Genomic DNA, 12,169 nt, shown 5'->3' with positions numbered 1-12,169 from the left:
CAGTCTCTTTTTCAGCCGTCTGGTCAGGTCTCTAGGGCAAGCATTTGCGACGTTTGACCCCACGATGAGGGCCACGATTATTTGTTCGCCAAGGCAAAGGGCGGATGCAGGACCGTGGCCGTTTCCACAGGGCGCACGCGCTTGGCCACGTGCAGCACGGCCTCAACCACCCGCGCCGTGGCGGTGATCGGCAGCATATGGCCGCGCCCTTCCACCACTTGCAACTTGAGGCCTGGCACTTTGTCGGCGAGGGCCTGGCCATGGGTGCGAAAGTCCAGCACCTTGTCCCGCGCGCCATAGATAAGGCCGATGGGCAGGGTCAGTTGCGGGTAGCGCTTGACCATCCCGGGCAGGCAGTCGTTGACCAACGCAATCTCGCTGGAGGCGGCGTAAAAGTTGTCGGGGCGCATCCCCAGCAAGCCGCCACCCTGGGTGGCAAAGTCCGCGGGAGCTGCGTCCGGCGCAAACACGCCCTTGACCACGGAACGTCGGGTCAACAAGCCCATGGGCACGGTGAGGGTGTTGGCCACAAAGCGTCGCAACCAGGCCGGTCGTACCGCCAGCGACCAGAACACCAGCGGCAACGTGGGCTGGGGATGGGTCAACGGTGCCACCAGCACAAGGCCCGATACCGTCTCGGGATGATCGAGGGCCAGGGCCAGGGAAATCGCGCCGCCGAGGGAATGCCCCAGCACCACAGGCTTGTCCAGGCCAAGCTGGTTGATGAAGGCCGCGACTTGCCGCGCCTGGGCCGGCAAGTCCGCAGCGGTACCTTTATGCCGCGTGGAATAACCCGACCCGGGTCGGTCGAGGGTGATCACCCGAAAGTGCTCACGCAACTGGCCGGACAAGGCATAGGTCAGGTTGCGACTGCTGCCCATCAGCCCGTGAATCATCACCAGGGGTGGGCCCTTGCCCTCTTCCACATAATGAAAGCGCTCGCCATCCACCTCTACGAAGCGCCCGTTGATTGGAACAGCGGCTTCGATGCGCCGTGTCATCCAGGCGCTGAAACCCCATAGCACCGCACTCGCACCCGCCGCAGCGGCAACCCACTCCACAGCCATAGCTCGGTCCTCAGCTTCCCTGTTGCCGGCGACCTGACCGGAATTGATCAAGGCCTCGGCCAACGTCCACACCCTGGACCTGACGGCGTGCGTACCACGCTCGTCCGTCGGACAAGTCGCACACAAGGCACAAGTTCCTAGCGTAGGCGCTATTTTCAGGTAGATTATTTAAAATCTTTTTTTAAAATAATTAATTCAATTTTTCTTTGCAATGGTGTTCTATCTAAAAGACAAAACAAAAACAGGAGCACATCCGATGCCCACGAAGGTCCGCCTATGAATGCCCACAGTGATTCCATCGACATCGCCATCATCGGCTCTGGCTTTGCCGGCCTGTGCATGGCCATCAAGCTCAAGGAAGCGGGGTTCACCCACTTCTTTATCGCCGAGCAGGCCGATACCCTCGGCGGCACCTGGCGGGACAACCATTACCCAGGTTGCGCCTGCGATGTGCAGTCCCATGTGTATTCGTTTTCCTTTGCGCCCAACCCGGACTGGACTCGGCAGTTCGCGCCGCAAGCAGAAATCCGCGCCTACCTGGAACACTGCGCTGCGCGCTTCGGGTTGGCGCCGTACCTGCGCTTCGGCATGGGTCTTGAGCGCGCGGTGTTCGACGACCAGCAACAGCGCTGGCAGTTGAACTTCAGCGATGGTCGCCAGGTAAGCGCGCGGGTGCTGATATCCGGGATGGGCGGGCTGTCGCGTCCGGCGTTGCCGGACATACCGGGGCTGGAGAACTTCAAGGGCAAGCGTTTCCACTCCCAGCAGTGGGATCACGCGTACGCCTTGAAAGGCAAGCGCGTGGCGGTGATCGGCACCGGTGCCAGTGCCATTCAATTCGTGCCGCAGATCGCGCCGCAGGTGGCCCACCTGGACCTGTTCCAACGTACCCCGCCGTGGATCATGCCCAAGCCCGACCGAGCCATTTCGTCCTTCGAACGTTGGATGTTCAAGCACCTGCCTTTCACCCAGCGCCTGGTGCGCGCTGCCTTTTACTGGGCCCTGGAAGGCCGCGTGGTGGGCTTTTCCCTGCACCCGCGCCTGATGAAAATGGTACAGAAAATAGCCCTACGCCACCTGCACAAACAGGTGGCCCGCCCTTCCCTGCGCAAGGCCCTGACGCCGGACTACACCATCGGCTGCAAGCGCGTGCTGATCTCCAATGACTACTACCCGGCGCTGTCGCGCAGCAATGTCGAGGTGGTCACCGAGCCGGTGCTGCGCATCGAAGCCGACGGCGTGATCACCGCCGACGGCCTCAAGCATCCGGCTGATTGCCTGATCTTCGGCACCGGCTTCCAGGCCACCGACCCGCTGCCCCGCGACTGCATCATCGGTCGCGACGGCGTGGACCTGATGGACACCTGGCGCGACGGTGCACACGCCTATAAGGGCACCACAGTGCCGGGCTATCCCAACCTGTTTCTGATCATCGGGCCCAACACCGGCCTGGGCCATAACTCGATGATTCTGATGATCGAGGCGCAGGTGACCTACATCCTCGACGCGCTCAGGCAGATGCAGCGCCATCGCATCGCCACGGTGGACGTCAAACCGACAGTGGAACAGGCCTATAACCGTCAATTGCAAGACAAACTCAAGCGCACCATCTGGAACACCGGCGGTTGCCAGAGCTGGTACCTGGACCCACGTACCGGCAAGAACACCACCCTGTGGCCCGCTTCAACATGGCGCTTCAAGCGGGTCACCCGGCAGTTTTCACTCAAGGACTATGTGGTCGACCTGTTGCCCCTCAACACCCCGCTCCGTCCGGCAGCGGCGCCCCACTCCAGCGCAGAAGGCAGCCTCTCATGAAGTCATTCAACGGCCGCGTGGCGGCGATTACCGGCGCGGCGTCCGGCATGGGCCGCGCATTGGCCCTGGCACTCGCGCGCGAAGGTTGCCACCTGGCACTGGCGGACAAAAACGCCCAGGGCCTGGAGCAAACTCTGGCACTGATCAAAACTTCAACCCTGGCGCCGGTGACGATCACCACCCAGGTGCTGGATGTTGCCGACCGCCAGGCCATGGAGGCTTGGGCGGCGCGCTGCGTGGCCGAGCATGGCCAGGTCAACCTGGTGTTCAACAACGCAGGCGTGGCCCTGTCGAGTACCGTCGAAGGCGTGGACTACGCCGACCTGGAATGGATCGTCGGCATCAATTTCTGGGGCGTGGTCCATGGCACCAAGGCGTTCCTGCCACACCTCAAGGCCAGCGGCGAAGGCCATGTGATCAACACGTCCAGTGTATTCGGCCTGTTTGCCCAGCCTGGCATGAGCGGTTACAACGCGACCAAATTCGCCGTGCGCGGCTTTACCGAAGCCCTGCGCCAGGAGCTGGACCTGCAACGCTGCGGCGTCTCGGCCACCTGCGTACACCCCGGCGGCATTCGCACCGATATCTGTCGCAGCAGCCGCATCGACGCGAACATGACCGGCTTCCTGATCCACAGCGAACAGCAGGCCCGTGCCGACTTCGAAAAACTCTTCATCACCGACGCCGACCAGGCCGCCAAGGTGATCCTGCAAGGCGTACGCAAAAACAAACGTCGTGTGCTGATTGGCCGCGACGCGTATTTCCTCGACCTGCTCGCCCGTTGCCTGCCGGCGGCCTATCAAGCGCTGGTGGTGCTCGCCAGCAAGCGCATGGCCCCCAAGCAACGCAGGCCAGTGTTTGAAACCAACGACGAGCCCCGTCTCTGAACAGGAGCACGAATTATGTTGCCAATCCGCCGCGACCTCCATTTTGCCCTGCCCGCCGAGCGCATCACCGACTGGCACGAACAGGGTCCGTTCATCACGCATTTCTTCAATGCCTTGTCGCTGCTGTTCCCCCAGGGCGAGCTGTTTTTCATGGACAGCGTGCGCCACTACCGCCAACGCATCGACGACCCGGAGCTAAAGAAACAGATCCAGGGATTTATCGGCCAGGAGGCCATGCACAGCCGCGAACATGTGGCCTACAACGACCTGATGCAAGCAGCCGGACTTCCGGCGCACACCCTGGACCGTCGGCTGAAGTTCATCCTCGATCTGCAGAAGAAACACTTCGCGCCGTCGTTCAACCTGGCGATCACCATTGCCCTTGAGCACTACACGGCGATGCTCGCGGAGATCCTGCTGAGCGATCCGTCACGCTTTGGCGATTCGCTCAAGGGTTACCAACAGATGTGGTATTGGCACGCCCTGGAAGAAACCGAACACAAAGCCGTGGCATTTGATGTGTGGAATACGGTGATCGAGCCTGGGCCCAAACGCTACCTGCTGCGCACGGGCGCCATGCTCACCACCACAGTGTTTTTTTGGCTGGTGGTGCTGGATTTTCATGTGCGCCTGTTGATTGCCGACCGCAAGGCGGGTGGGCACCTCAAAGGCTTCTGGCGCATGTTGAAATTTCTTTATGGTCCCAAAGGAGTTTTCCCACGCATGCTGCGGCCGTGGTTGCACTACTTCAAACCCGGCTTTCACCCCTGGGATCACGACAACCGTGCACGCCTGACAGGTATCGATAGCTTGGTCGAGGAGATCGAACAGACCCAGCGCGGCTACTAGACCTGCGCCATGGCCGCACGCTCGCGCACAAAACCTTCCAACTGATCGCCCGGCAGCGCCTTGCTGAAATACCAGCCCTGAATGATCAGCTCGGCGCCGGTGTTCAAGAAGGCCAACTGCTCGGCGGTCTCCACGCCCTCCACCACCACGCCCAGGTTCAGCGCTTCGCAGAAACGCAGCATGCCAGTCAGGACCTGGGCGCCCTTGGGATCGTGCTGCGCCACCACGAAACTGCGATCGATCTTGATGAAGTCCACCGGGAACTGGTGCAGGTAACTCAAGGCCGAAAACCCGGTGCCGAAATCATCGATATAGACCTTGGCGCCGATGGCCTGCAATTTCTGGATATTCTGCCGCGTGGCCGGGATGTCACTGACCAGCGCGTCTTCGGTGATCTCCACCGACACCTGGCCATGGGCCTGGGCGAGGATCTCCACCAGGCGTTCGCCGTGGGCGGCGTCGGTCAGGGTGGCGCTGGAGATATTGATGGTCATCGGCAGAGCAAAGCCGAGCTTCTGCCATTTCTGGTACTGGCGAATCGCCTGGGATGCCACCCACACATCCACGTCCGGCATCAACCGAGCCTGGGCCAGCCACTGCAGGAACTCCCACGGTGAATGCACCGTGCCCTGCGCATCGCGGGCGCGCATCAGCGCTTCGCAGCCCGTACACAGGCCGGTGCGGGTCGAGACCTGCGGCTGGTATTCAAGATAGAACTCATAGTCGCTGATCTGCTGGATGCGGCTCAGTTCATTGGCCTGGCGCGCCACGGTCTTGTGGGAGGCCAGGACCGGGTCCAGTTCGCGCAGCCGGCCTTTTTCTTCCAGGCCGCGGAAGGTCATATCCAGAGACTTGAGGTACACCGTGCCACCTTCGGCAACCTGGCGATGAATCGCGCGCACATAGGGTGCGTACACCAGCGTGCCCAAGCCCAATAACGCCAGTTGCAGCGCTACCGCCGCCAGGTCGCCGTGGGTACTGAGGTAGGCATTAAGCAGTACCGGCGCAGTGAACGGTACACTGGCTACCGCCGGCGACACCCACCCCATCTGCACCACCGTCAACGCCACCATGGCGTTGACGGCGGGCACTAACAGAAACGGTATGAACAAGCGCGGGTTGAGAATGATCGGCAAGCCGAACAGCAGCACCTCGCTGACGTTGAATAGCGAGAGCGGCAAACTCGCCACCGCCAGCAGACGCATGGACTGGCTCTTGGAAAACAGCAGGATCGCCAGCAGCAGGCACAACGCACCGCCCGAGCCGCCGATAAAAGCAAAGCTGCCCAGCAGGCCGCTGTTCAACACATACCTGATTGGCTCGCCCGCCGCCGACGCCGCGTTATTGAGCACCACGGCCTGGTCCAGCACATCAAACAGTGGTTGCATGGCGTAGACGCCGTGGATCCCGAAAAACCACAGCAATGAGTTCATCAGGGTCACGAACAAACCGCTGCCATAGGGCGACTCCAGAGCATCCAGCATCTGAGGCCCCTGGAGCTGCGCCACAGACGGAACCTGCAACAGCGAGGACAGCACCACCACCAGCAACAGGGCCGTGATGAGGCCTGGCACCACCATATTGATCGTGCCCCTGAGGTTGTGCCCCACCAGGTCCTCGTTGACCAGGCGGGTCCAACGGAAACGGTGCAGCCAGGCAATGGCCGGCACATTGAGCAACGGCGAGGCGATAGCAATGAACAGTACGAACGTCGCCGAGGCTCGGGGGTATTCGCGCAGTATGAACGTCGCCACCACCACATGGGCCAGGCACAGGAATGCCACCGGCAACTGTGGCAGGCGGTGCTGGATAGCCAGCATGTAACCGATGGAGGCGGCAACCAACAGCGGGATCACTGAGCTGATCTGGTTGTGCAACCCGGCCAGGAATGTCACTACCTGTGGGTCGAAGCCCAGCACTCGGGCGCATTCGGACAGGATCAGAAACCCTGCCGACACCAGCAGGCACGGCAGGATCCACAGCAGCCCTTCACGGATGGCACGCAACGACTCGGTGCTGGCCAAAGCCGCCAGGCGCTGAGTAAGGAAAAGTTTGAATAGCGTTTGCGCCATGCCCCATCCCTCTGCCCATCGCTCTCTGCCCCCAGGGGCAGGCCCAAAACCCCTGTAACGCTACACGCCCTGATGCCGTGAGCGAAAGACTTTTGCCACACTACCGGTCATTATTCCAAATCAATTTAGGCCCTTGTGGACGATTGGCGCCCCGACGCCGAGAACATGCCGAGGGCCCCGATACCGTTCCCTTTCAGGAGTTAACCTTTGACACCACCTGGCGATAACCACCAACGCGCCCTGGATAGATTCCTGAGCGAACATCCGGGCGTAGCCCTTGAACTCAACACCCTTAACCCGCTTGCCGCCCAAGCCAAGGGCGAAACCCTCGCACAGTACCGCGATGAACGCCTGCATGAAGCCTTCGAGGCTGAAGCCGAACGCCAGGGCCTGTTTGCCTGGGAATTGACCCTCAAGCTGACTGCGGACTCCCGCGAAGCCTTTGAGGCCCAACGTCTTGAAGTGCACAAGGAAGTGGCGCAGATGGCCGGCCTGAGCTGGGCCGAGTACTGTCAATTGCATGACTTGCCCGGCTGAACCCGCAACGGCAGGTACCAGTGCCGCCTGCCATCCAGCGCCTCGCGCAACTCGGCGACGGAAACGCTGCGCCGCTGCGGATCCATGGCCAACGCTGAGTGCAGCGCCGACCAGCAATGCCTGGGCAATCGGCGCGGCCGCGGCAGTGGTCGATCGGGCTGGCGCTCGCCCAGGCGCTGGCCCTGGGCCAACTCATAGATCACGCAGGCCGCGCCATACAAATCGGCGCCGGCTGACAAGCCCCCACCCGCCATCAGTTCCGGCGCTGCATACGCGGGCGTCCAGGCGTTCAAACGGCTGCGGTTCAAGCCCGGCAGCCCGGCTGTCTGCTGCATTTTCGACCAGCCCAGGCCGAAATCGAACAAACGCAGTCCCTGCTCACCCATCATGATATTGGCGGGCTTCACATCGCCATGGAGAATACCCTGCTGGTGGGTGTACGCCAGCGCGTCCAGCAGTTGCAAGGCGATGGGCTGAAGCTCCTGCCAGGGCACTCCTTGTGGACACTCCACCAGCAGCCGATCCAGGGTCATGCCGTGCAGCAACTCCATGGTGAAGAATGCCACCTGGTGCAGCGTGTCGACTTCGAAGGAAAACACCCTCACCACATGGTCATGCCGCAAGCGGCGTGTGAGGGCGAACTCGCTGTACAGCAGCACATGGGCGTCAGGGCACGCGGAAAATGTTTCGTCCAAGCGTTTCAGGGCCACGCTGGAGGCGGGCTCACCGAACGCCTCATGCAGCAGGTCCCGGGCGCGATAGACCACCCCCATGCCGCCTGTGCCCAGCTTGCGCTCAAGCTGATAGCGCCCGGCAAGCAAGTTCGGCGGGCGTGCCTCCTCGCTCATGGCTGGATCACGACGGCCGTAAGGTCATCCCGCGCCGGCCCACGCAACACGTCGCTGAACAATCGATCCACCACCCGCCATGGCGTGCCTACGCTCATGGCGCCGCCCAGTTCGCCAAGGCTGAGCCCCTGGTACAGGCCGTCGCTGCACAACAAAAATACATCCCCAGGCTGGGTACTGAGTTCCAGCACCTCCAGGCTCAGCGCCTGTCGGGCGCCGATCGCACGGGTCAAGGCCCTGGCGCCCGGATAGACCTGGGCTTGTTCCAGGCTCAACTGCTGCGTATCCATCAGTTGCTGCAACACGGTATGGTCACGGGACAGCTGGTACAGCCGCTGCCCGCGCCACAGGTAGCAACGGCTGTCGCCCACCCAAATGCAGGCCGCACGCTGGTCTTCGAGCAACAGTACAACCACGGTACTGCCCATGATGCCTGCCAGGCCGTCGACCGGCGCAATCGGCGCCTGCCCCAGTTGGCTGTCGAGCCCGCGCAGGCAGCGCCGGACTGCCTCGACACGCTGATCAAAACTGCCCTGATCTGGCAGCGCGGCAAGACTGCTGATTACCCATTGACTGGCCACATCCCCGGCCTGGTGGCCCCCCATTCCATCGGCGACCGCCCAACACCCACGCTGTGGGCAATCGAGGAACGCGTCCTCGTTGCGCGAACGCAACTTGCCTTGAACCGTGCGCCCGGCGCTTCGCCAGGTGTGCGCCGGGTTCACAGTTGCTCCGGCAGGCGGAACGTGCGCCATGCCGCCATCTGGAACGGGCTCGGGTTGCGCTGGCTGGTCAGCAGGTAATTGGCGCGCAGGCCGGCCAGATCGGCCTTGAGAATGTGCGCATCCCTGCCATTTGCCGGCTCACTCTGCAACAGGTCGAAGAAGCGGAACAACGACCACTCGCCACTGTTTTTTTCGATCCCCAGCGGTCGCTCCGTACCCCGTTCCAGCACCAGGCTACTGCGACTGCCAGGCGCCTCGCCTGGCCAGTGGAAGGCCATAGGCACAATCGGCCCATGACGGTATTCCAGTTGTTGGTCACCCACCCGCAGGATCGCCCGGCTGACGGCTTGATCGAGACTGTAGGGCGCCAAGGTGAATCGAACGGCCCACTCCCCCTGCTCCTCGGTGAAAAAACCTTGCCGAATCATCTGGGCCCTGGCCAGTTGGTCCAACAGCGAGCGCGATATCGGCACGCTGCGACCGTCCAGGCCCCGCAGTCGATACCGGTTGCCATCAACGCTGACAAAAGGCCGCAGGTACGTTTCATAAAAGCGTGCCATAGCGCCTCGGGGTTTGAAAAATGCCTGGAAATCGCCCAGGGCAACGTCACTGGTGGCATGCGCATTGAACGGGTAGCGACGCTGGATGGCCTTGGCGTAAAAACCATAGAGCTCGCTTTGGTAACGCTGGTTCACGTAGACATAGGTGCCATCGAGCAGATGACGCCAGACGTGGTCGGCAATGTCTTCGAGCCAGCCCTTGAGCGGCAGCGGCAAGCGTGCGGCGGCATTACGCAGGTTGGCCAGAAGAGGCTGCTGCCCTTCCATGCGCTGCTTGACCAAGGTGAACGCTGCCTGCTCCGGGGAACTCTCCCGGCTCAGCGACGACAATTGCAGGTGTAGTTCGTCGAGCAGCCGAAATGCCTGTGTCAATTCAGCCCCCGGGTTCTGCTCTTCATCGAGTAGCTGGTGCAGCGGTTCGAAGCGGCGCTGCAACGCACGCCGGGCCGTGTCAGGCAGTAGTTGGCCCTGCAACGGTTTGACCATCGCACCGGACACCGCGGCACTTAACTCACCGGCCTGCTGGCTCAGCGCCTCGACCCGATCGTGGGCCGGTAACAGTCGAGTGTTTTCGCGAACCTGCTGCAACAGGCGTACCAACGCCGACTGGGCGGATATCAGGCTCGCCAACTGCTCGGCGCTGTGCCGCAGATTGTCATTTTCCTGCAGGCGGACACGACCGAGAGCATGACTCCAGGCATCGGCGTACTCACTCAAATAACGCTGTTCCAGGGCCTGCAGCAACCGGCGCATATCCACGGCGCTGAGGTCGGTACCTTCCCCAAGCACCCAGTTATCCTGGGCAATGGCATTGACCAGCGCAGGGCCCTGCTTTTCGAAATACTGCTGGTACCTTTTGGTGTAGAAGCCGGGTATGGGCGGTTCAAGGTTGGCGAACACGCCGCCATCGGCCAGTCGCAGAGGCTCCAGGCTGCGGGCTTGTTCGCGCAGCGCGCGGTAGACCACCTCTGCCAGCGACTCGCCGCGTAATGCCTGGCGGGCCTGGGCCACCAATGCATCGTTCAACGGGGCTGCGAACGGTTGCTCCAGCAACCGCCCGAGGTGTTCGTTCAAACGCTTCTGCATCGAGGTATCCCCCGCATAACGGGCAGACCAATGGCCTGCCATGTACTCCGCCAACCACGCGTTATCACGCCGTTCGCGCAAGTTGAGCATCAGGTACGCCCGCAAGCTGTCCAGCAATCGCTCGCGCTCGCCAAGGCTGGCCTGCACCTGTTCTTCGAGCAGGGTTGCCACGTGCGGCAGCAACTGATGGCGCAAGCTCTCGTCATAGGCATTAGTCAATAACGGACGACTCACCTGCCCTTGATACAAGCCGGCTCGATCGACCCAGCGGACCTCGGTGACGGGTGGAAACACCCGTGTCGCTGCCAGACGACTGTCCAGCAGCGCCAGCAATACCCGGCTCTCGTCCGCATCAGGTTGAGCAGGCGCAGGCATGTTCAGCGCCTGCAACTGCACCAGACGCTGATGATTGAACGAATAACTGTGCCCCCATAACCACCCCGCCATACCGATGACCAGCGCCGTGGCCAGCGCCAGTCCCCCTTGGCGTCGATGCAGGCGACGCCGCTCGGGGGTATGCAGCCCGGCAAGATCGGCCTCGGCGAAAATCACTCGGCGGAACAAGCCCTGGACAAACTGCGAGCGCGTATCGCCCACGTTCGCACACGTCAGGTAGAACCCTCGCAGGCCATTGATACGCTGATAGCGCGGGGCGGAAAACGCCGTCTCGACAAACAGGCCCAAGCGGTCGCCCAGGCGTGCGACCTGCCGAGGAAAATCCAGCATACGACCGCGGCGCTCGCCGCTGCGCTCCTGATGCAAGCGTGGGATCAGCTCCGCCCCCAGGCGTTGCAGCAGCGCCTCGAAGGCCTCGCGCACCTGAGCAATGTCAGTTCCGGTCTTGCCCGCCACCAGGTGCCCGCCCAATATGTCTTCCGTGCCGTCGCCCTGCTGCGCATCAAAGAACTCGGCGAACCCTGGCAAACGGTCGGCCCGGGTCAACACCAGATAAACCGGCACATCTACATGCAGCGTCTGCTGGATGTCCTGCAAGCGGGTATGGACATGACGCGCATGGAGTTCCAGGTCGTGCTCATTGCCCCCCCAAAGCGTGTCCACCGACAACGTCACTACAACACCGTTGAGCGGGCGAGCCCGGCGGCGCGACCTGAGCAGACCGAGCAGCGTCGACCATCCCGCCGCATCCACCGTACGGTCAGGCTGGTCCAGGTAGCGCCCGGCAGTCTCCAGCAGCACGGCGTCATCGGCGAAGTACCAGTCGCAGTAGGCCGTTGTACCCGGGGTTGGCGACTCGGCCCGATCGAGTGGAAACTGCAATCCATTGGCGGCCAGCAGATGGGTCTTGCCACTGCCTTGATGGCCGATCAACAGGTACCAGGGCAGCGTATTTCGCCAACGCTCACTGCGATCACCGTAGCGGCGGGAGGTTTTCAGGGTCTGCAGCGCCTCCTTGAATCGCCCGCGTACCTGCCTCTGCTCATCGTGGATCAGCCCCAGGCGCTGATGATGCGCCTGGTGTTCCGGCTGGTTGAGCCGTGCGGCGCGGCGCGCGCCAACCACCACCATCGCCAGCCCCCACAGCAGGAACAGGCCACAGATGGTCAGCAAGCGAGCCGTCGCGCCTTGCCAGAACCGATAGTCATCCACCGCCAGCAAGGGCCCGAAAAACCACACCAGCGACGCGCTGGACAGCACCAGCAACAGGCTCCATAACCAAATCTTGCGCAGCACCGTGCCCGCGCCCTTGAAGAATGCGTTCATT

At 62.2% G+C, this 12,169-nt stretch carries 9 protein-coding genes; 4 read left to right on the top strand and 5 right to left on the bottom strand.

Annotated features, from left to right (window positions below):
* Positions 1-77 precede the first annotated feature (77 nt).
* Complete coding sequence (locus FBY10_RS19885) at positions 78-1,067, bottom strand: alpha/beta fold hydrolase (protein WP_237683125.1); 990 nt, start codon at positions 1,065-1,067, stop codon at positions 78-80.
* A gap of 276 nt (positions 1,068-1,343) precedes the next feature.
* Here FBY10_RS19885 and FBY10_RS19880 point away from each other — a divergent pair, with 276 nt between their 5' ends.
* From FBY10_RS19880 to FBY10_RS19870, 3 genes are read left to right on the top strand one after another with little or no spacing between them, the layout of a single operon-like run.
* Positions 1,344-2,882: an NAD(P)/FAD-dependent oxidoreductase gene (locus FBY10_RS19880; protein WP_131699324.1), complete on the top strand. Its 1,539-nt coding sequence runs from the start codon at positions 1,344-1,346 to the stop codon at positions 2,880-2,882.
* A complete protein-coding gene (locus FBY10_RS19875; RefSeq protein WP_131699323.1) occupies positions 2,879-3,769 on the top strand; it encodes an SDR family oxidoreductase in 891 nt (296 codons plus the stop codon). The genes FBY10_RS19880 and FBY10_RS19875 overlap by 4 nt, the downstream gene beginning before the upstream one ends.
* Before the next feature lie 15 nt (positions 3,770-3,784).
* A complete protein-coding gene (locus FBY10_RS19870) occupies positions 3,785-4,618 on the top strand; it encodes a metal-dependent hydrolase (protein ID WP_131699322.1) in 834 nt (277 codons plus the stop codon).
* Here FBY10_RS19870 and FBY10_RS19865 read toward each other — a convergent pair.
* Positions 4,615-6,690, bottom strand: coding sequence for an EAL domain-containing protein (locus tag FBY10_RS19865; RefSeq protein ID WP_145337536.1), 2,076 nt, complete (start codon positions 6,688-6,690; stop codon positions 4,615-4,617). The genes FBY10_RS19870 and FBY10_RS19865 overlap by 4 nt on opposite strands.
* Before the next feature lie 207 nt (positions 6,691-6,897).
* Between FBY10_RS19865 and FBY10_RS19860 the strand changes: the two genes are divergently transcribed.
* Positions 6,898-7,227 (top strand): DUF6388 family protein, encoded by a 330-nt coding sequence (locus FBY10_RS19860; RefSeq protein ID WP_131699320.1) that lies wholly within the window; start codon positions 6,898-6,900, stop codon positions 7,225-7,227.
* On the opposite strand, the gene FBY10_RS19855 is transcribed toward FBY10_RS19860, so the two are convergent.
* From FBY10_RS19855 to tssM, 3 genes are read right to left on the bottom strand one after another with little or no spacing between them, the layout of a single operon-like run.
* Entirely contained in the window at positions 7,203-8,075 is an 873-nt protein-coding gene (locus FBY10_RS19855) for a serine/threonine-protein kinase (RefSeq protein ID WP_145337535.1), read from the bottom strand. The genes FBY10_RS19860 and FBY10_RS19855 overlap by 25 nt on opposite strands.
* Positions 8,072-8,830: a PP2C family serine/threonine-protein phosphatase gene (locus FBY10_RS19850; protein WP_145337534.1), complete on the bottom strand. Its 759-nt coding sequence runs from the start codon at positions 8,828-8,830 to the stop codon at positions 8,072-8,074. The genes FBY10_RS19855 and FBY10_RS19850 overlap by 4 nt, the downstream gene beginning before the upstream one ends.
* Positions 8,797-12,168: a type VI secretion system membrane subunit TssM gene (tssM, locus tag FBY10_RS19845; RefSeq protein ID WP_145337533.1), complete on the bottom strand. Its 3,372-nt coding sequence runs from the start codon at positions 12,166-12,168 to the stop codon at positions 8,797-8,799. The genes FBY10_RS19850 and tssM overlap by 34 nt, the downstream gene beginning before the upstream one ends.
* Between the last annotated feature and the right edge of the window lies 1 nt (position 12,169).

The sequence above is a fragment of the Pseudomonas sp. SJZ103 genome, from assembly GCF_007828335.1.
In the GTDB taxonomy this organism is placed as follows: domain Bacteria; phylum Pseudomonadota; class Gammaproteobacteria; order Pseudomonadales; family Pseudomonadaceae; genus Aquipseudomonas.
The sequence above is the reverse complement of the archived record's forward strand: the minus strand, read 5'-3'. Positions and strand labels throughout refer to the sequence as shown.